The 20378-nt window shown below is 43.4% G+C and carries 21 protein-coding genes; 12 read left to right on the top strand and 9 right to left on the bottom strand.

Annotation, left to right across the window (positions count from 1 at the left end; translation table 11 throughout):
- The coding region (locus E1160_RS06045) for an alpha/beta fold hydrolase (protein ID WP_155154110.1) at nucleotides 1-830 on the top strand (830 nt) is incomplete at its 5' end.
- Between the two features lie 59 nt (nucleotides 831-889).
- On the opposite strand, the gene ahcY is transcribed toward E1160_RS06045, so the two are convergent.
- The 7 genes from ahcY to E1160_RS06010 form a co-directional block, all read right to left on the bottom strand.
- On the bottom strand, nucleotides 890-2188 hold the full coding sequence (gene ahcY / locus E1160_RS06040; protein ID WP_155154109.1) for an adenosylhomocysteinase: 1299 nt from the start codon (nucleotides 2186-2188) through the stop codon (nucleotides 890-892).
- A gap of 136 nt (nucleotides 2189-2324) precedes the next feature.
- Nucleotides 2325-2606 carry an HPr family phosphocarrier protein gene (locus E1160_RS06035; protein WP_155154108.1) on the bottom strand — a complete coding sequence of 94 codons (282 nt, stop codon included), beginning with the start codon at nucleotides 2604-2606 and terminating at the stop codon, nucleotides 2325-2327.
- Between the two features lie 38 nt (nucleotides 2607-2644).
- Nucleotides 2645-3043, bottom strand: coding sequence for a PTS sugar transporter subunit IIA (locus E1160_RS06030; RefSeq protein WP_155154107.1), 399 nt, complete (start codon nucleotides 3041-3043; stop codon nucleotides 2645-2647).
- Between the two features lie 95 nt (nucleotides 3044-3138).
- Nucleotides 3139-4011, bottom strand: a complete 873-nt coding sequence (gene rapZ, locus E1160_RS06025) for an RNase adapter RapZ (RefSeq protein ID WP_218048739.1) — start codon at nucleotides 4009-4011, stop codon at nucleotides 3139-3141.
- Nucleotides 4012-4015: 4 nt separating this feature from the next.
- Nucleotides 4016-4480 carry an HPr kinase/phosphorylase gene (locus E1160_RS06020; protein ID WP_328597129.1) on the bottom strand — a complete coding sequence of 155 codons (465 nt, stop codon included), beginning with the start codon at nucleotides 4478-4480 and terminating at the stop codon, nucleotides 4016-4018.
- Nucleotides 4481-4498: 18 nt separating this feature from the next.
- Entirely contained in the window at nucleotides 4499-4987 is a 489-nt protein-coding gene (locus E1160_RS06015) for a class I SAM-dependent methyltransferase (protein ID WP_155154105.1), read from the bottom strand.
- A gap of 10 nt (nucleotides 4988-4997) precedes the next feature.
- On the bottom strand, nucleotides 4998-5456 hold the full coding sequence (locus E1160_RS06010) for a Crp/Fnr family transcriptional regulator (protein ID WP_155154104.1): 459 nt from the start codon (nucleotides 5454-5456) through the stop codon (nucleotides 4998-5000).
- A 260-nt stretch (nucleotides 5457-5716) separates the two neighbouring features.
- Here E1160_RS06010 and E1160_RS06005 point away from each other — a divergent pair, with 260 nt between their 5' ends.
- The 11 genes from E1160_RS06005 to E1160_RS05955 all read left to right on the top strand — a co-directional run bounded on the left by E1160_RS06005 (nucleotide 5717) and on the right by E1160_RS05955 (nucleotide 18555).
- Nucleotides 5717-6949 carry a glycosyltransferase family protein gene (locus E1160_RS06005; protein ID WP_218048738.1) on the top strand — a complete coding sequence of 411 codons (1233 nt, stop codon included), beginning with the start codon at nucleotides 5717-5719 and terminating at the stop codon, nucleotides 6947-6949.
- Between the two features lie 23 nt (nucleotides 6950-6972).
- On the top strand, nucleotides 6973-8232 hold the full coding sequence (locus tag E1160_RS06000) for a glycosyltransferase family 4 protein (RefSeq protein WP_155154103.1): 1260 nt from the start codon (nucleotides 6973-6975) through the stop codon (nucleotides 8230-8232).
- A 16-nt stretch (nucleotides 8233-8248) separates the two neighbouring features.
- A complete protein-coding gene (locus tag E1160_RS05995) occupies nucleotides 8249-9364 on the top strand; it encodes a glycosyltransferase family 4 protein (RefSeq protein WP_155154102.1) in 1116 nt (371 codons plus the stop codon).
- Nucleotides 9361-9981 (top strand): histidine phosphatase family protein, encoded by a 621-nt coding sequence (locus tag E1160_RS05990; RefSeq protein ID WP_155154101.1) that lies wholly within the window; start codon nucleotides 9361-9363, stop codon nucleotides 9979-9981. Before E1160_RS05995 ends, E1160_RS05990 begins: the two co-directional genes overlap by 4 nt.
- Nucleotides 9978-11123 (top strand): glycosyltransferase family protein, encoded by a 1146-nt coding sequence (locus E1160_RS05985; protein WP_155154100.1) that lies wholly within the window; start codon nucleotides 9978-9980, stop codon nucleotides 11121-11123. The genes E1160_RS05990 and E1160_RS05985 overlap by 4 nt, the downstream gene beginning before the upstream one ends.
- Nucleotide 11124: 1 nt before the next feature.
- Nucleotides 11125-11946 carry a polysaccharide deacetylase family protein gene (locus tag E1160_RS05980; protein WP_155154099.1) on the top strand — a complete coding sequence of 274 codons (822 nt, stop codon included), beginning with the start codon at nucleotides 11125-11127 and terminating at the stop codon, nucleotides 11944-11946.
- A gap of 18 nt (nucleotides 11947-11964) precedes the next feature.
- Nucleotides 11965-12480 carry a hypothetical protein gene (locus E1160_RS05975; protein ID WP_155154098.1) on the top strand — a complete coding sequence of 172 codons (516 nt, stop codon included), beginning with the start codon at nucleotides 11965-11967 and terminating at the stop codon, nucleotides 12478-12480.
- Nucleotides 12481-12563: 83 nt separating this feature from the next.
- Nucleotides 12564-14465 (top strand): ABC transporter ATP-binding protein, encoded by a 1902-nt coding sequence (locus E1160_RS05970; protein ID WP_155154097.1) that lies wholly within the window; start codon nucleotides 12564-12566, stop codon nucleotides 14463-14465.
- The gene (locus E1160_RS05965) at nucleotides 14465-16366 is read left to right on the top strand and encodes an ABC transporter substrate-binding protein (RefSeq protein ID WP_155154096.1); all 1902 of its coding nucleotides are present in this window, start codon (nucleotides 14465-14467) and stop codon (nucleotides 16364-16366) included. The genes E1160_RS05970 and E1160_RS05965 overlap by 1 nt, the downstream gene beginning before the upstream one ends.
- 15 nt (nucleotides 16367-16381) lie before the next feature.
- Nucleotides 16382-17377 (top strand): ABC transporter permease, encoded by a 996-nt coding sequence (locus E1160_RS05960; RefSeq protein ID WP_155154095.1) that lies wholly within the window; start codon nucleotides 16382-16384, stop codon nucleotides 17375-17377.
- Nucleotides 17374-18555, top strand: a complete 1182-nt coding sequence (locus E1160_RS05955; RefSeq protein WP_155154094.1) for an ABC transporter permease — start codon at nucleotides 17374-17376, stop codon at nucleotides 18553-18555. Before E1160_RS05960 ends, E1160_RS05955 begins: the two co-directional genes overlap by 4 nt.
- Before the next feature lie 6 nt (nucleotides 18556-18561).
- On the opposite strand, the gene E1160_RS05950 is transcribed toward E1160_RS05955, so the two are convergent.
- Both E1160_RS05950 and E1160_RS05945 read right to left on the bottom strand, forming a co-directional pair.
- A complete protein-coding gene (locus E1160_RS05950; protein WP_155154093.1) occupies nucleotides 18562-19422 on the bottom strand; it encodes a class I SAM-dependent methyltransferase in 861 nt (286 codons plus the stop codon).
- 87 nt (nucleotides 19423-19509) lie between these two features.
- On the bottom strand, nucleotides 19510-20358 hold the full coding sequence (locus E1160_RS05945; RefSeq protein WP_155154092.1) for an MBL fold metallo-hydrolase: 849 nt from the start codon (nucleotides 20356-20358) through the stop codon (nucleotides 19510-19512).
- Nucleotides 20359-20378 lie beyond the last annotated feature (20 nt).

The raw sequence follows: 20378 nt of genomic DNA, 5'->3' as shown, positions 1-20378 counted from the left end.
TGTCATATATTAAACTCAATCATGAATTCAAATCAAGTGCAGGAAATATAAAGCATACATCAATCGGCAATGGACCTGACCTCATCTTGGTTCATGGAACACCATTTAATGCCATAATCTGGACTGATGTTGTTAAGCGACTTTCTAAGAATTATTGCCTTCATCTACTTGATTTGCCCGGTTATGGGCGTTCCGATAAATTCGAAGGCCAAGATGTTCGTTTGCGCAGCTTTGCCCGCGTTGTGAAAGAATTTTCAGATCATAAAAAACTGACCAATCCAATTTTAATTGGCCATGATTTTGGTGCTGCAAGTGTTCTTGGTGCCCATTTGGTTGAGGAATTATCCGTCAAAGCCATCGCAATTATTGATGGTGTGATTTTATCTCCATGGGGCACACCATTTTCAAGACATGTCCAGAAAAATGAAGAGACTTTTGCCAATGTGCCAGAATATGTTCATTTAGCTGTATTGGAAGCACATATTAAAACCGCCTCTTCCAGAATAATCGATACAGATTTAATGAATGGCCTTTTAGCGCCTTGGCGCGGTGAAGAAGGACAAAAAGCATATTATCGACAAATAGGACAATATGATTATGACTACACCGTCGATCTGGAAAAACTATATCCCACACTTCAAGTCCCAAGCCTTGTTTTATGGGGAGAAGAAGATCAATGGGTCAATATTTCCGAGGGTAGACGGTTTCACGCGATGCTCAAAAATTCTGATTTCGAACCTCTACCGGATGCAGGCCATCTTTCAATGATAGATGTGCCAAACCTTCTATCTAATAAATTGGAAGACTGGCTCAACCAAGTTCTCCGCTAATCAAAACAAAAAGGCCGCCCAATGATGAGCGGCCTTTTCTATTTTCCATATCGGAAAACTTAGTAGCGATATGCATCCGGCTTGAATGGGCCATCTACAGTGACGCCAATGTATTCTGCTTGCGCTTGAGACATTTTTGTTAGTTTCGCACCAACTTTTGCCAAGTGAAGCGCAGCTACTTTTTCGTCCAAATGTTTCGGCAATACGTAAACATCATTTTCGTATTTGTCGGCATCATTCCACAATTCCATTTGCGCCAATACTTGGTTTGTGAAACTTGCGGACATTACGAAGCTTGGGTGACCTGTTGCACAACCCAAGTTTACCAAACGACCTTCTGCCAACAAGATCATACGCTTGCCATCCGGGAAGATGATTTCGTCAACTTGTGGCTTAATATTGTCCCATTCGTAGTTTTTCAATGCGTCAACTTGGATTTCGTTATCAAAGTGACCAATGTTACAAACGATCGCACGATCTTTCATCGCACGCATATGGTCGATTGTGATGATATCGATGTTACCGGTTGTAGTTACGAAGATATCGCCATGCGCAGCCGCATCTTCCATTGTTGTAACTTCATAACCTTCCATTGCTGCTTGCAATGCACAGATCGGATCAACTTCTGTCACCAATACGCGACAACCGGAAGAACGCAAGGATTCAGCAGAACCTTTACCAACATCACCATAACCATTCACAACAGCAACTTTACCAGCCATCATGACGTCTGTTGCACGACGGATCGCATCAACCAAAGATTCACGACAACCATATTTGTTGTCGAATTTGGATTTTGTCACACTGTCATTCACGTTGATCGCAGGTACTTTCAATGTACCCGCTTTCACCATTTCATGTAGACGGTGAACACCAGTTGTTGTTTCTTCGGATAGCCCTTTAACATTTTCGAGGATATGTGCGAAACGCTCTTCATGGGCCATAATGGTCAAATCACCACCATCATCCAAGATCATGTTGATTTCCCAACCATCTGGACCTGTGATTGTTTGTTCAATACACCAGTTGAACTCTTCCTCATTCAAGCCTTTCCAAGCAAATACAGGAATACCAGCAGCCGCAATCGCAGCCGCAGCCTGATCTTGTGTGGAGAAGATGTTACAAGAAGACCAACGTACTTCAGCACCTAAAGCTACCAATGTTTCAATCAAAACTGCTGTTTGAATTGTCATATGAAGGCAACCAGCGATGCGTGCGCCTTTCAACGGTTGGCTTGGGCCGAATTCTTCACGAAGTGCCATCAAACCCGGCATTTCTGTCTCAGCGATATTGATTTCTTTACGGCCCCATTCAGCCAAAGAAATATCTGCAACTTTATAATCAGTAAAACCGGACATATCGGCTTCCTTCCTAACAGTTAAGTGTATTAAACAGGGATGTATCTATGGCGGGGTATAGCAATGAAGTATAAATCTGTCCAGCAAAACCGAACAAGATATAAATTTTTCTTTATATGTTAAAATTAATGAGAGTTTATTCTTCTTCGTCAAATGCGCCTGAGACTAATTCTTCTAAAGCCTTCATTGCATCTTCTGCCTGCGCACCCGATGTTGCAATCTCTATAGTTGTCCCTTTAGATGCAGACAACATCATCAACCCCATGATTGATAGGCCAGAAACCGTTTGCCCATCTTTACTGACTCGAATATCAGCATCAAATTCATCAGATAGTTTTGAAAATTTAGCTGCTGCGCGTGCATGAAGGCCGCGCTTATTTACGATTTCTAACGTTTTCTCAAAAGCTGTATCGCTCATTTTTATAACTTACTTAATCTTGTTTATGCGATAAATGCTTAATTCCCAAGTAGCTTGCTGGCAATATTTATATATTTTACACCGGCTTCCTGAGCTGCTTGTACAGCTTCGTCCATATCTTCGGTTTGGCGTACACTTGCCAAGCGGATTAACATCGGAAGATTCAATCCAGCTAGAACTTCGATCTTACCTTGGTCCATAATGGAAATAGCCAGATTAGATGGCGTTCCACCAAACATATCGGTTAGAACAATTACACCTTCACCGCTATCAACCTTACCAACAGCAGACACAATATCTGTTCGTCGTTGTTCCATATCATCATCAGGACCAATGCAAATACTTGCAACTTGTTCCTGTGGACCAACCACATGTTCCATGGCTAATACAAATTCATCTGCAAGCTTGCCATGAGTAACCAAAACCAAACCGATCATATAAATTTTGCCCCCGCAATATACGCATTTTTATATGTTAAAATTACAGTTAGGAAGTATGAACATTCAGACCTTTTCATCAAGTCTTTTTACGATCAAACATTCCCAATAATCGTGTGGGTCACATGATAAGACCATTGACCCTGCAGATAATTCCCCAACTCTTCTGCCACAAAAACAGATCGATGACGTCCGCCAGTACACCCAATTGCGATGGTCAAATGACTTTTTCCTTCTTCTTGATAACGGGGCATTGTGACATCTAGCAGGGCCGTAAGTTTTTCCATAAAACTCGCAAAATCGGGATCTTTACGCACATATTCCTGTACAAAATGATCTTGTCCAGTAAGGGGGCGCAATTCTTCAATATAATGAGGATTTTGTAAAAACCGCACATCAAACACCAAATCAGCGTCGCGCGGGATAGCTTTAGCAAAAGAGAATGACATCAAAGTCACCACCATTTTATCTGCCACCCCATCCCCTAGAACCTGTTTCAGGCGACTTCTAAATTGCCAGATGGTTTGTCCTGTTGAATCAATCACAAGATCCGCACGCTCTTTTAACGGATTTAGCAACTCCCGTTCCAACGCAACGGATTTCTCCAGACTGTCCTGAGCCAATGGATGTGGTCGCCGTGTTTGATTATATCGTGAAATTAAACTTTCATCATCGCATTCCACATAAAGCAACCGGATCGGTCGGCCTGCATCTGCCTGTAGTTTCTTTGCCACATCAATAAATTCACTGACGTCAAAATTACGACTGCGGATATCAATTCCCACCGCTAAAGGACCAAAACCTGAATCAGGGTTAATCGCTTCTTCTATTAATGCAGGAAGAAGGGACAGAGGTAGATTATCAACAGCTTCATACCCCAAATCTTCCAATACATGTAAACATGTGGACTTTCCCGCACCAGATAAACCGGTAACAAGATAAATTGGAGCTTCCGTGGCTTTATTCATCTTTCTATATCTCCAACCAATCAGCATTCAATGCATAACGAATTTTTAATGCCGCTGATGCTTCAAAGGCACAAACTTGTACATAAGACACATCATGTCCTAGATAAGTTACAGTTTTTTGTTCAGGTATACGTTCAATTTCATTTAATGGTTTTAGGTCGACCACTAATTGTAACGGTGCATGCTCTTTATATGAAACCTGCATAATCCCTAGACCACGAACTTCGAGCTTGCCTGCTAGTGATTCTGGCGGGCTCACCCAAATAGTTCCGTCTTTATTTTCCATACAAGATCGATCATCTGCGACTAAAACAGCCCCTTGATCAATAAGACGTAATGCAAGATCAGATTTACCGCTGCCTGATGGCCCACGCAACATGACTGCAAACCATTCCTGTGCTAATTCATCCTTTGGGAAAGCAATGGTTGTTGCATGTTCCTGAACTAATTTCACGTTATCATTCAACACAACAACCTCCTGTTTTTCTTATTTCTTTTGATAGAAATAATATCGACCAACCTGCACATCCTGAGGCAAAGGAAGCTGATCAAAATCATCTAAGGTTAATTCCTGATCGCTAAGGATTACCCCGCCAGAGGCCATCAAGTCTGGATAAATGCTACTTAACCATGTTGCAAATTTACGATTTCTGTCTGGATCACCCGTCCCAATATCAGAATGCAACAAATCCGCCGTTGCGCCTAATTTATCGCGCGCTTCCAATAACGTATCTTCTAAATTACCTAGAAATAATTTATCTTCTGGCGGGATACAGTCCGGATGCGCATTTACCTGACGTTCAAACACATAGATATCTCGATTGGGTAGCTTTTCACGCAGATGATCATATGTGCGACCATTGCCAAGCCCAAGTTCAAGAACATGTCCGCTTTTGCCATCTACCATAGATGTCGCCTCATCCAAGCAAGCACGTTGTGCTTTCAATCGGCGGATCACACTATCAAGTCGTGACATCTAAATTTTCCTATTCATCACTTGGTAAATTCGCCACATCCTGAAGACGAGACGTCGTATTATGAAGTTTTTCAGCCAAACTACGCATCAATTCAAGCCCGACACTTGGGAATTCATGGATCATATGCATAAACACATCTTCATTTAAGATTAGGGCTTCTACTTGCGACTCTGCAATCACAGTCGCACTTCGCGGCAAACCAGCGAGCAAAGCAATCTCACCAACCACATCGTGGCGTTTTAAATCCGCTACATGCAATGGGCCAGAATTGGTTTCCACCCAAATCTTGGCTTCGCCAGACATAAGCACGAACGCACGATCTCCGCGCTCCCCTTCCTTACATAAGAGGTCCTGTGGTGCATATGTGGCACGATCTGCTGTAAAAGCGAGCACTTTCAGCTTCGCCATGTCCAGACGTTCAAAAATGGGCACTTTCGAGAGCGCTTCAACTTCTTCTTGCAAGCTCATTAAATTCTTAAATCCTTAACTTCCTATCGGCATGAAACCGATAGTCTCCCCCGTGTAGAGGTAATATGCTTTTTTCATCACCTATTCGCAAGTGAAACCACCGTCACATCAATGTGACTGTTGCATTTATCACACGTCTTGCTTGCAAAAGTAAAATTGGGCAGAGTGATCCCACTTGTTTTTCATCGCTTTTCTGCGATAGTGTGCGTAATAATTTACGATTACATCTAATATGTAATCAAGGAAACAGACGGGTCAAGATGGTCGCAATAGAGCGTGCTTCACGAATTTTGATGTATAGCCACGATACATTTGGGCTGGGCCATTTGCGCCGTACACGCGCAATTGCCCATTCTTTGGTGCGTCAAAATCCCAATTTGAGTGTTTTAATCCTCACAGGATCACCCATTATTGGTAGCTTTGATTTCTCTTCCCGTGTTGATTTTGTGCGTATTCCTGGTGTGATTAAGTTGCGAAACGGCGATTACACTTCTCTAAAGCTTCATATGGATATTGAAGAAACCTTGGCAATGCGTGCCTCCATTATCAAACATACAGCAGAAGCCTTCGATCCTGATCTTTTCATCGTAGATAAAGAACCATTGGGATTACGTGGAGAAGTTGAACATACGCTTCATATGTTAAAAGACATGGGTGTGCCGCTCGTCCTTGGATTACGCGATGTTATGGATGATCCAGATCTTCTGGAACCAGAATGGGAACGCAAAGGCGCCATGCCGGCACTTGAAAATCTATATGATGAAATCTGGGTTTATGGCCTCCCGCAAATATGCAAACCTCTGGATGGGATGCATGTACCTGAATCCGTTTTGCGCAAGATGGTTTATACGGGCTATCTGGAACGAGAAGTACCAAGCGAAGCCATCAAACCCTATATCATTTCAAAGTTTGATCCTCCTTATTTGTTGGTCACTCCGGGTGGTGGTGGAGACGGCGACCTCATGGTTGACTGGGTTTTACGTGCCTATGAAAACCACAAAAACCTACCCTATCCTGCCTTGATTGTATTTGGCCCCTTCATGCAGTCTGAACAGCAAAATGCTTTTGATGAACGAATAAACAAATTGGAAGATGTAGAAGCGCTTTCCTTTGATGCCCATATGGAAAGCCTGATGGATAACGCAGCAGCTATCGTCGCCATGGGTGGATATAACACATTTTGTGAAATCTTATCTTTTAATAAACCTGCTATGATTATTCCACGCACCCGCCCACGTATGGAACAATTCATCCGTGCTTCAAGTGCTCAATCCTTAGGTTTGGTCTCCATGCTGGAAGATGACAATGAACGTCGTCCAGACACAATGGCAACAGCCCTTCGTCAACTACCACAACAAAAACGCCCAAGTGATGTTGTTGTACCTGGCTTAATGGATGGTCTTGATAGCGTGAATCGTCTAACCCAAAAACATCTTGATACCCGCGCCAAAAATCGTGAGACAGCTGCAACGCTTTCACAAATTTCCGGTTAACATCTAACCAAACGAAACAAAACATGTCCCAGAAAAAATCTGAAAAGCCTTCTGTTGCTTTTGTCTTGAAAGGCTATCCCCGTCTTTCGGAAACCTTTATTGCCCAAGAAATCCGAAATCTGGAAAAACTTGGTTTGGGAATAAAAATTATCTCCCTGCGTCACCCAACAGATACGGCCCGTCATCCAATTCATAGCGAAATCGAAGCGGATGTATCTTATCTACCAGAATATCTTCACGAAGAAAAATCACGGGTTCTAAAAGCATGGCTCAAAGCACGTTGTCTACCGGGGTATTCGAAAGCATTCCGTGCATTTCTAAAAGATTATAAACGCGACAAAACCCGAAACCGTATTCGCCGATTTGGTCAGGCTTGCGTATTGGCAACAGAATTACCTGACAGTATTGAACGAGTACATTTTCATTTTTTACATACACCTGCATCCGTAACAAGATATGCCGCAATTATGCGTAAATTACCATGGAGTGGGTCAGCACATGCCAAAGATATTTGGACAATTCCTGATTGGGAAAAGCAGGAAAAAATGGCTGAAATGGGTTGGCTTTCAACTTGTACTGCTTATGGCGCTGCCCATCTGCGAGACTTGAGCCCTGATCCAGAAAAAGTGCACCTCATTTATCATGGACTTGATTTGGCACGTTTCGATCATTTTGATCGAAAAGAAAATGATTATGACGGATCAACCGCAGAAAAAAAAGTTACGCTTGTCTCTGTGGGTCGTTTGGTCAAAAAGAAAGGCTATGATGATCTACTCAATGCCTTAGCAAAACTGCCGAAAGATTTGCATTGGAAACTAATACAAGTCGGTGGAGGCACGCTGGAAGAGAAGCTAAAGGCACAAGCAAAAAACCTTGGATTATCCGATAAGATTGATTGGCTTGGTGCGCAACCCCAAGAAAAAGTACTGGAAGAAATTCGTAAAGCCGATGCCTTTGTTCTTGCCAGCAAAGTCGTCGAAGATGGTGACCGCGATGGTTTACCAAATGTTTTAATGGAAGCGCAAAGCCAAGGACTGGCCGTGGTATCAACCAATATATCCGCCATTCCCGAATTAATTGTTGATGGTAAGAACGGGTTACTCGCAGAAGCCGAAGATGCAGATAATCTGTCAGAAAAGCTTTTAAAAATCATTACAGTTTCAAAACAACGCTTTAAAATGGGGCAAGCAGGTGAAAAACGTGTCCGTGAAGAGTTTGATGCGGATCATTGTATTACCAGACTGGCGGAATGTTTTAATCTGGACCATACTTCCCTGAAGTAACCTTCAAAGGAAGATCATGACTATCGCCTTCTACGCCCCGTTAAAATCACCCAACCATCCGACCCCATCCGGGGATCGACGTGTGGGACGATTGATACTCCAAGCGTTAAAAATGTCAGGTGCGAAGGTTGAATTGACCAGCGAATTTCGTTCCTATAATAAAACAGGTGATGACGAAGTTCAGGACAATCTGGAACAAGAAGCAGCCGCAGAAGTGCAGCGTCTGATTACGTTATATGAGAAAGATGGCGCACCAGAAGTTTGGTTTACCTATCACCTTTATCATAAGGCACCTGACCTCATTGGCCCAAAGATCTGTAAACATTTTCATATTCCATACTGCATCGCAGAAGCAAGCTATGCACCCAAACAAGAACATGGCCCTTGGGATCGAGGGTTAAAAGCCACACAGGAAGCGCTCGCGCTGGCAGGACGGATTTATGTGTTAAATCCGGATGATGTATCTTGTATCAAGCCGTATCTTCCAAGTTGGACTGAACTGATATTACTACCGCCTTTCTTGGACGCACGCCCCTATCAAAGTAATCTGGATCAACTGGATCGAGGGAAATGGGCAAAAAAACTAGATTTACCTGAAAATGACATCTGGGCAATTGCTGTTGGCATGATGCGCAAGGGAGATAAAACGCAATCCTATGAAATTATTGCAGATAGCTGGAAAAAACTTGGGGAAAACGCCTGCAGTCTGATCCTTGTCGGAGATGGAGAAAGTCGCCAAGATTTAGAAGAAAAATTTGCAGACCTCCCGGTACCAATCCGATTTGCTGGACAAATGGAAGAGAGTGAAATTGCCGATCTTCTTCAAAATTGCGATTTATGTGTATGGCCTGGTATCAAGGAAGCCTTTGGCTTGGCGATGTTAGAAGCCCAAGCAGCGGGATTACCTGTTATCTCTGCCAACAGAGTGGGGATCGCCAACTTCATCCGCCATCAACAAACCGGCCTATTGGTAGAAGAAGGTAACATGGATGCCTTTAGTAAGGCTGTAGACTACCTTCTGGAATATGAAGATATTCGTCACAAGATGTCTTTTGCTGCCGAAGAAAATGTAAAATATAATCATTCCCTTCAGGCTGCAGCCCAAATCATTGCGCGGAGCCTGCCTTTATGACCACACCGCTTTTGCTTATTCGACATGCACCAACGATTTGGAATGGTGAAAAACGTCTCCAAGGGCATACAGATATTCCTATTTCTGATCTTAGCAGAGATTGGTTAAAAGAATGGCGGTTACCTGAATTCACGATGGATTTCCAATGGATCAGTAGCCCCTTATCCCGGGCATTGGAAACCGCAGAAATTCTATCTGGTCAAGTTTCACCAACCGATAAGCGCTTGATAGAAATGAGCTTTGGCGATTGGGAAGGAGAAATTTTACCCGATTTACGTAAACGGCTTGGTAAAGAAATGCAGGAAAACGAAGATCGTGGATTGGATTTCTTACCGCCAAATGGGGAAAGTCCAAGACAGGTTCAAAGCCGCATCAACCCATTACTGCAAGAAATTGCAAAACGCGATCAAGCTACTGTCTGTGTCACACATTTGGCCATGATTAGAGCAATCATGGCTTTGGCTTGTGATTGGCCCATGTTAGGGAAGCCTCCATACAAACTTAATCAAGCCGAAGCACATTTATTTGAACTGGACCATAATGGACATCCCTCAATTGTGGAGATGAATATTAAACTTCATCCCGGCCCAAACCCCAACAAGGAACAGGGTATATGACAGAAAAACCCAAACTTTTCTTTCATGTACAACATCTTCTTGGGATTGGGCATCAGATGCGCGCGGCCGCCCTCACCCGCGCCTGCCTTAAAGCTGGCTTTGAAGTTCATTATGTCAGTGGCGGTTTTCCTGAAGACTTACCTGACCTTGGTGGCGCATATTTTCATCAACTTCCCCCCACAAAAACCAGAAATGGGGATTTCAATCAGTTAATTGATGAAAAGGGTGATTTGATTGATGAAAAATGGTGGCAAGAACGCCGCAAGCAACTCATTGATTTATACGATAAAATATCTCCTGATGTTATCCTTTTAGAAGGCTTTCCTTTTGCCCGTCGTAAATTTAAGGAAGAGCTTATCCCTCTGCTTGAAAAGGCCAAAACTGATAACATCCCTTGTGCAACGTCTATCCGCGATATTCTGGTAGATCCCAAAAAAGAAAAGAAACGCCAATTTGCCTTTGATACAACCAATCAATATCTAGACCGTGTTCTTATCCATGGAGAAAAAGAATTTTGTCCCTTGGAAAGAAGTTTTAAAAATGCAGATTGTTTAGGCGATAAACTCATCTATACAGGATATGTAGATAGTGGATTTTCAAAGGCGTCTGAAACAAACGACCTTTCCGAAATTGTTATTTCAGCCGGTGGTGGCGCTGTAGGCCAGCGCATATATGAAACTGCCTTTCAAGCCTTTAAGCTCAGTCAAAAAAAAGCAGGTATTTGGCGTCTATTACTTGGCCCAAACTTGCCTGATACCATAAAAACAAAACTCAAAAACCAAGCTCAGGATAATCTGATCATCGAAGACGCCCGACCTGACTTTCGAACCCTGCTTTCCTCTGCAAAACTATCTATCAGTCAGGCAGGCTACAATACGGTCATGGATATTCTAGCCACGGGTGTGAATAGTCTGGTAATCCCTTTTGCAGATGGAGATGAAAGCGAACAAAGCTTACGCGCAGAACTATTAGCAGAAGCTGGCCGTCTATCTATCTTAGATGAAAACAATTTAACACCTGATCTGTTGGCAACTAAAATAGATATTCTTCTGGCCAATCAAGCGGTTATTCCGCATACTCCATTTCCGCTGGATGGGGCAGAAAAATCCGCAACTATACTCAAATCTTTACTAAGAAATTAAGATGCCGACGATTAAAGAAGAAAAACAGAAACTATTATCTGATACAGATTTTATTACCAATCCATGGGTTTATTTTACTGCTGAACTAGACAATTGGGCGAAAGAAGGTGCCATCGCTGAATTTTGGTGGCGTGATGATGATGCCGTTGCCAACACATCTGCCTTACAAAAACTTATGACGGCAACAGATCACACTCCTATCAGTTTAGCTGTGATCCCGGATCAATTAGAAGAAAGCCTTCAACCCTTCACTTCTCAACACAAGCAGATCACCATCGTTCAACATGGCTTTGCCCATGTAAATCATGCGCCTACAGAAGAGAAAAAGGCTGAATTTCGCGACCATCGCTCAAAAGAAGTGATGACAGAAGAGCTCAAAAAAGGTCATTCTCTCTTAAAGGAGGTTTTTGGGGGTCAATTTAAACCTCTCTTTGTGCCGCCCTGGAACCGCTTAGGCAATGATGGTGAAGACGCCGTGAAAGAGGCAGGTTTAAAATTTGTATCAACCTTCACCCCACGCCAACCAAATACGGGCCCCGATATTTTAAATACCCATATTGATCCCGTAAATTGGAAAGCCAATCGTCAATTTTTAGGCGACACTGAAAGCCTGCTCCAAGCAATTCTACATCTACGTGCCAAGCGTGAAGTCTGGGAAAATGTTGATGTGATTGAGCCGACTGGCTTTTTATCCCATCATTTAATCCATGACGAAGAAACTTGGTCCTTTATAGAAAAATTTAATCACACCATTCAGCAACATCCATCTGCAAATTGGTTGGATTTATCCACTTATATTGATAGTTTTTCTATTGAATTCTAATATGAATGAGTAAACACAATGTCAGATGTCCCATCCACAAAAACTCTACGATATAGCAAGCAAGGCCTTATTTGGGATGGTGCCAAAGGTGCGCTAGGCCTATCCCTTGTGGTGTTGCCTTTGATGATGGGCCAACCCGTAACATGGTTAAGCTGGATCCTTTATGGCTTGGCCGCAATTTTTGTTGTGTTTTTGGGTCGAATTTATATTCGCGCTGTCACTGAAATTACACATGATCATGAGAAATTACAGCAACTCAAGCCCATTTCAAAAACCTTGGAATGGGACAAGCTTAACAAATTGAAACTGCGTTATTATTCCACCAAGAAATCTGGTGAGAATGGATGGATGTTTTTGCAATTGAAAGCGGATAATATTAGTATAAACTTGGATTCACAGCTAGAAGATTTCGATGAAATCTTACACCGCGCATCAGAGGCTGCCACCGGAAATGAGTTACTACTTGACCCGGTGACCTTGGATAATCTGAATGCGTCCGGCATAAATACCCCGATGGATCGCGTAGATTTATAAAATCTACGTTCAAAAATACGGGAAAATAACAGGGTATCGTCGGATTAAGGGGGTTAATTCGACAGCAGAAAGGGAAAGCTTGGATGGACAAGCTACTGCAAGTCAAAGATTTGCGCATTCATTTTCACTTGGATGAAGGCGTTGTTGAGGCTGTCAAAAATGTAAGTTTTGATATCCCCCATGGTGGAACCGTTGCTCTTGTCGGGGAATCCGGATCCGGCAAATCAGTGATTTCCCAAGCCATTATGGGCATCCTCCCCAAATCGGCAAAAATAGAAACCGGTGAAATTCTATTTTGTGATGAAGCAGCCCTCGCTCAAGGAGGTCCGATTGATATTTCACGCCTGAATCCCGCAGGCACAACAATGCAGGATATTCGTGGTGGTCGTATATCCATTATTTTTCAGGAGCCTATGACATCTCTTTCCCCCTTACATACAGTGGGAAATCAGATTATGGAAGCTTTGTTGCTGCATCGACCTGTTTCAGTTGCAGAAGCTGCTGAATTGACCAAAGATATGTTACGGGCCGTCGGTTTCCCCGACCCGGCACGTGCCCTAAAAACCTATCCATTTGAATTATCTGGTGGTTTGCGTCAACGGGCCATGATTGCCATGGCCTTGGTATGTCGACCTTCTCTGCTGATTGCTGATGAACCAACCACAGCCTTGGATGTCACCATTCAGGCCCAAATCCTGAAAATCATACGTGATCTGCAATCTGAACTTGGTATGGCTGTTTTGATGATTACGCATGATTTAGGTGTGGTTGCCAATGTCGCAAAAGATGTCGTGGTCATGTATCACGGCGAAATCATGGAAAGAGGCAATCTACAAGAGATCTATCGTAATCCGCAACACCCTTATCTAAAAGCTTTGTTAGCAGCGGTACCACGTTTTGATATGGAACCAGGCGAACGATTAAAACCTATTCGATCTATTGAAACCAAAACCGGCCATTTAATGGCGGAACGAGAAAACCAAAACGGCAGTCAAAAACCTGAAGAGCTTGAAAAACCAATTCTTAAAGTTGATGGATTACGTAAATCTTTCACCATCCGTAAAGGCGGTGTTTTTGGATCAGGAAAAGAGAGAAACACTGTTCATGCTGTGAATAACGTTACTTTTCAGGTTAAACGCGGGCAATGCCTTGGCCTTGTTGGGGAAAGTGGATGTGGCAAAACGACCTTAAGTAAGATGTTAATGCGCGCCCTAAGCCCGGATGAAGGTTCCATCACCTTTAATGATGGCGAAAAAGATATTGATATTCTTGGCCTAGATGAAAAATCGTTGGTTCCTTTCCGTCAAAAAATGCAATTCATTTTCCAAGACCCGTTTTCATCCCTGAACCCGCGTATGACAGTGGGTGATATTCTGACGGAACCTTTGGTGATCCATAATATCGGCACCCCACAAAGCCGTAAGGAAATGGCAGAGGAATTGATGGAACTAGTAGGCCTAGATCGTCGTCATCTAAAACGCTATCCACATAGTTTTTCTGGCGGCCAACGACAACGCATTGGCATTGCACGCGCCCTTGCCTTACGCCCGGAGCTGATTATTTGTGATGAACCTGTTTCCGCATTAGACGTCTCTATTCAAGCGCAGATTTTAAACTTGCTTAAAGATTTACAGGCCAAATTGGGGCTCACATATATCTTTATCAGTCATAATTTAGCTGTTGTCGATTATATTGCAGATGATATTGCGGTGATGTGTCGTGGTCGTTTGGTGGAAATGGCCCCGCGGGAAAGCCTGTTTAAAAACCCGATCCACCCTTATACCAAAGGCCTGTTAAAAGCGGTGCCGGAACCAAGTTTGGATCATTTGCTGGATTTCAATCATCTGATGAATGAAAAAGCCAGTAATCCGGAAAGCTGGCCCACACCATTTACCGATGATGGATCTCAACAATTAGCTTTATCTGACATGTCTGGGGAACATTATGTGCGCACCCATGTGAATTCAGGTTTAGGAGTTTCGTGATGAAGAAATTTCTAAAAGCCACACTTGTATCTTTAGCTTTATTTGCCGCCCCTTCACTAGCAATGGCAGATATGTTTGTAGATTCTGATTTCAATGTTTCAAAGGTTGCCAAAGGTCAATTGCCATCCGTTGATAATCGTTTGCCGGATATTCCGAAAATCGTAAATGTGACTGACCAAGGTCTTAAACTTGGTCATCATGGCGGTACCATTCGCATGGCCATGCGTAAAGACAAAGATACACGCCAAATGGTCGTATATGGCTATGCGCGTTTGGTTAAATACAATACGGATTTGGAACTGGAAGCTGATATTCTAGAAGATGTGGAAATCATTGATGGTCGCATCTTCCGTCTTAAATTGCGCACGGGCCATAAATGGTCCGATGGTGCACCTTTTTCTATCGAAGATTTCCGTTATTGGTGGGAAGATGTAGCCAATAATGAAATTCTGTACCCTTCTGGACCTCCAGCTGCCCTTCGCGTGCAAGGGCATCTTCCAGTGGTTACATTTCCATTTGAAGATGTTGTTCAATATGAATGGCCTGTACCTAATCCGTTATTCTTGGCTTCCCTCGCCAAAGCAAGTCCGCGTTATATCTATGCGCCGGCTCATTATCTAAAAAAATATCACGCTGATTATCAAGATAAAGATTATATAGATCAATTGGTTAAGGAAAAGGGGGCCAAAAACTGGGGCGCATTGCATAACAAATATGCGAAAGCCTATCATAACAAGAATGAAAAACTGCCAAGCCTTCAGCCTTGGGTTTTAAAAGTAATGAAATCCGGGGAAAGATACGAATATCATCGCAATCCCTATTTCCATCGTGTTGACGAAAACGGCCTCCAGCTTCCTTATATTGATCGTTGGGTGTTCAGCATTACAGAAAAGAAGCTTATCCCTTTAAAAGCAGGCACGGGCGAAGTCGATCTTCAAGGGCGCTATTTAGGCTTCAACAATATTTCGTTGCTAAAACAAAACGAAAAAGAATACGGTTATACCACGAGGTTATGGCGTAATGGTAAAGGCTCTCATATGGCCTTATTTCCAAATTTGAATAACAGTAATCCTGTATGGCGTAGCTTGTTACGTGATGTCCGCTTTAGACGTGCTCTTTCCTTGGCCATTAATCGATATGAAATCAATCGCGTCGTCTATTTCGGTTTTGCCCTCGAAGGCCAAAATACGGTACTGCCGGCAAGCCCTCTATACCAAGAAAACTTCCGCACAGCCTATGCGGAATTCAATATTGAAAAAGCCAATCAATTATTAGATGAAATCGGGCTGGTCGAAAAAGATGGTCGCGGCATTCGTAAATTACCAAATGGTGAAACACTTGAAATTATTGTAGAAACTACAGATACAGGCCCAGAACAATCTGATGTTTTGCAGCTAATTACTGATAGTTGGGCCAAAGCAGGCATTGCGTTACATATAAAACCAACCACCATGGATATTTTAAAACCTCGCATCTATTCCGGCGCCAATGTGATGACAGTCTTCTCCGGCATGGAAAATGGCATGGCAACCGCCGATACACCACCAGCAAGCCTTGCCCCGATCAATCAAGACCATTTCCAATGGCCAAAATGGGGACAATATGTACAAACGGGCGGCGTATCAGGTGAAGAGCCCGATATGCCGGCAGCTATTGGGTTGATGCAATATTATGATCGCTGGTTTAAGGCAAAATCTGTAGATGAAAGGGCTATGATCTGGCATCAAATGTTGGAAACCCATGCCAATCAAGTCTTTAGCATTGGTCTCATTGCCGGAACCCTACAGCCAATCGTTGTGAGCAATAAGTTAATGAATGTACCGGAAGAAGCCATCTGGAACTGGGAGCCCGGAGCCCATTTCGGCCTCTATAATACTGATTTATTCTGGTTTAAAGATTAAGGGGCAAAAAAAACTATGTTTGGATATATTGCACGACGCCTCTTGATCATGATCCCAACCATGCTGGTGATTTCTGCCCTAGTTTTTATTATCATCCAGCTACCGCCGGGTGATTACCTAACCACCTTGATCAATGAATTACAGGCGCAAGGTGAAAGCGGTGAAGAACGCATCGCTTATTATCGCGAGTTATATGGTTTAGACCAACCCATGATTATTCAATATTTCAATTGGTTATGGGGTATGTTGCATGGCGATTTTGGTCATAGTTTCGAATATGACTTACCTGTATCAGAGGTTGTCGGGGATCGTATGTCCCTCACCTTTGTGCTCAATTTCTTTACTATCTTATTCATTTATATTGTTGCCTTCCCAATCGGCGTCTATTCCGCTGTGCGACAATATAGTGTTGGTGATTACAGCCTGACCTTGATTGGTTATCTGGGACTTGCGACACCTAACTTCTTGCTTGCCTTGATTTTACTTTATATCGCGAAAGCTTATTTCGGCGTCGATGTGGGCGGCCTGATGGATGAGCAATATATCGATGCTCCTTGGAGCATGGATAAAGCTCTTTCTGTCTTGGAACATCTTTGGGTACCCGTCATTGTGATCGGTACAAGTGGGACAGCCTCTATGATCCGCCGATTACGGGCAAATTTATTAGATGAATTACATAAACAATATGTCATCACGGCCAGAGCTAAAGGATTATCACCGAAAAAAGCATTGGTGAAATATCCATTGCGCATGGCCTTGAACCCTTTCATTTCCGATATTGGTAATCTAATCCCAGATGTGATTTCAGGGTCTGCTATTGTGGCGGTTGTTCTTGGTTTAGAAACAACAGGTCCAATGTTATTAAACGCCCTATTGGCCCAAGATATCTATCTAGCAGGTAGCTTCTTAATGTTTGTGGCCCTGTTAACTGTGGTTGGCATGTTGGTATCTGATCTAGCCTTAGCCTTGCTTGATCCCCGAATTCGTTTGGGTGCGGAGGCATCAAAATGAGTGATATTTCCAACAAAAATTCGCATTGGGTGAATGAAAATGAGTGGAACCCAGATAGCGTTACAAAACTAACTACGGAACAAGAGCGTTATTATCAAGCCAGTCAATGGCAACTTATGTGGTGGAAATTCCGTAAACATCGCGTTGCCTTGATCAGCGGTATCTTCTTGGTCACTGTTTATTTTTCTCTGCTGATTTCAGAGTTTTTAAACCCTTATAACCCTAATCATCGTCATACCGATTATTTATATATGCCGCCCCAAGAAGTGCATTTCACCCATGAGGGGGAATTTATCGGACCTTTTGTCTATGGCACCAAAGGAGAATTTGACCTCAAAACCTGGCAATGGGTTTATGAAGAGGACATGTCTGATATTCAGAAAATTCGTTTTTTCTGTTCCAGCAATGATTATGCAGGGGCCGAATATGAATTTTGGGGCGGTTTATTTACAGGCGATACCCATCTTTTCTGTCCCGCACCCGGTGGCCAATTATTCTTAATGGGAACGGATCGTTTGGGTCGGGATATGCTATCGCGTATGGGCTATGGTGGGCGTATTTCCTTAACCGTAGGTATCGTCGGCATCGCTATTAGTTTCGTTATGGGGATCACTATTGGCGGGATTGCCGGATATTACGGTGGATTTATTGATTCCACGATCCAGCGCGTCATTGAAATTATCCGATCCTTCCCGCAATTGCCGCTTTGGATGGCGTTATCCGCCGCCCTTCCAGTGACATGGAGCCCGATTTTAGTCTTCTTCGGCTTAACTATTATTCTAGGTATGCTGGATTGGCCGGGTTTGGCCCGCGCCGTTCGATCTAAATTATTGAGCTTACGTGAAGAAGATTTCGCGGTTGCTGCCAATTTGATGGGTGCCAGCCCCAAACGGATTATTATGCGCCATCTGATGCCAAGTTTTATGAGCCATCTGATTGCCTCTGCCAGCTTGTCTATCCCCGCCATGATTTTAGGGGAAACCGCGCTTAGCTATTTAGGCCTTGGTCTTCGCCCCCCTATCACATCTTGGGGTGTGTTGCTGAACGAAGTACAAAATATCAATGATATTGTACTACATCCATGGCTGATTGTACCAATGATTTCGGTTGTATTGGTGGTTCTGGCCTTTAACTTCCTCGGCGATGGCCTACGGGATGCATCCGACCCTTATAAATAAGAAAAATTAAATGGCGGGGCAGGTTTTGCGGAGCCAGAGACTGGTTTGCAAGGCCCCTTCTGGCAATTGCGTCAGATTGGTAAACCAGTCGGGAATATCTGCTTGCATACGGCTTGCCACATAATGGGATGACCATAAAAGATCAAACCCGCCGCTGGTTAACATCGGGATCACACCTAATTGCTCATTATAACCCCGCCATTGCCAGACATCTGGATAGTCATCCGGCAAAGACATGTCATGAATATGAAGTATCACGCCTGACGGCAATGCAGGTATAATGTGATTAAAGAGCAAATCCACATCATTACCCGGCATTAATATATGACTGCTATCGATAAAAAGAATATCGCCTGCGGTTAAATCCTTGAAAACCGATTGATCCGCATATTGCACGGTGGTGGGATAAAGGTTGATGTTTTCCAATTTGGTGATATCGGCTCTTGGGGCAGGGTCAATGGCATGAAAACTGGTTTGTAAATTCCCATCCTGAATGGCCCGCATCATAAATCGGCTGGAATGACCCGACCCAATTTCCACAATCTTGGTGGGTTTTTCTGCCTGAACCATATGATAGGCCAGCGCCCCATCCAAAGCAGGAAACCATGTTTGTTGCCATCGAGGCATGGGTGGTTCAGCCCCGTCAAATTTTTCAAAGGCAGATTTCCAGAGGGATAATTCATCCATGATACCGGCAAAGTTTTCCTTTTTGCGGTCCATCAGACGCTCAACAGATGCATAAGACTTGCGATCCGCCGCAGGTACATCGCCATCAGCGTAACGATAGGGGATAAAATATCCTTTTGGGCGATCCGTCAGTAATGTGCGTAAACCCAAATGTAATCGTCGCCAGAATTTAGATGACATGGAATGCCTCCGAAAATTGACAGCCGTTTTGACTGTATTTCCTTGATGTGTAAAAGAATTCAGATGAATTGAAAAGCAACAAGATGCTTATAACAAGGTAACGGTTTCACCTTCGCGGGCCGCATCCACGCCATTTGGACGTAGTTTCTGAGCATCCGCTAAAATCTCATCCATGCGGTCGTCATCATGGCTTGGATCATGATGGAATAGGTATAATTGTTTCACATTTGCCATATCGCAAAGCTTTACGCCTTCTTCCCATGTAGAATGGCCAAATCCCATAAAGGTTTTATATTCTTCTTCGGTATAACTGCTGTCATAAATGACCATATCGGCATCTTTAATCAGGTTAAGCACCACTTGATCTGGACGACCGGGAACATGTTCCGTATCAGTTATATAGCATACTGATTTTCCACCATATTCCACACGGAAACCTGTCGCACCATTTGGATGATTAAGCGGTGCAGATTTGATAACAACCCCTTCTTCTTCCGCCAATGTAATCGTCTCACCAGCCTCAAAATCATTATAAGATACATCAGCACGAAAAATGGCAGGTGGCACCGGAAATAGAGGCGGGGACATCAATGTGTTCAAGGCTTCTGTCAATGTACGGTTTGGCACCAGATGCCCAGCCCAGATATTAATTTTATTCCCCGGCTTATGAAGAGGGCCAAAAAAGGGTAATCCCACCACATGATCAAGGTGGGTATGGGTTAGAAACATATTGATATGCTGTTCTTGATCCCCATAGGCCATCATCATTTTTTTGCCAAGACCGCGCAGTCCAGTCCCTGCGTCAAAGACCAATGAATGCCCGCCACATGACATTTCAACACAGGAAGTATTGCCGCCATATCTGGTTGTATGTGGTCCAGGGCAAGCTAAGCTGCCTCTTGTCCCCCAAAAAGTAACGGTGAACCCGTCTGACATGTCACGTCTTTCTTTCGTAT

Source organism: Curvivirga aplysinae, from assembly GCF_009711445.1.
Classification (GTDB): domain Bacteria; phylum Pseudomonadota; class Alphaproteobacteria; order UBA8366; family Aestuariispiraceae; genus Curvivirga; species Curvivirga aplysinae.
This window is presented reverse-complemented; position numbering and strand designations above follow the sequence as displayed.